At 65.8% G+C, this 243-nt stretch carries 1 protein-coding gene; it reads left to right on the forward strand.

The window, feature by feature from the left end; translation table 11 throughout:
- Positions 1 to 243: HlyD family efflux transporter periplasmic adaptor subunit (locus SB751_RS34425; RefSeq protein WP_410749548.1), on the forward strand; the 243-nt coding region annotated here is incomplete at both ends.

The following is a 243-nucleotide window of genomic DNA, read 5'->3' on the forward strand; positions in this document are numbered from 1 at the left end:
GGCTCACTGGGCCTATCAGCAGGTGCTGGGGGACATCCGCCGGGTCAAGGCCCTGATCGAGCAAAAGCGCATAAAGGCGCCGTTCGACGGCGTACTCGGCGTGCGCAAGGTCAACCTCGGCCAATACCTGAAAGCCGGTGAACCTGTGGTGTCCCTGACCGACGCACGCACCCTGTACGCCAACATCACCCTGCCCGAGCGCTCCCTGGCCGCACTGGCCACAGGGCAGGACATGGCCGTGGC

The organism is Cupriavidus sp. SIMBA_020 (assembly GCF_046535395.1).
Classification (GTDB): domain Bacteria; phylum Pseudomonadota; class Gammaproteobacteria; order Burkholderiales; family Burkholderiaceae; genus Cupriavidus; species Cupriavidus campinensis.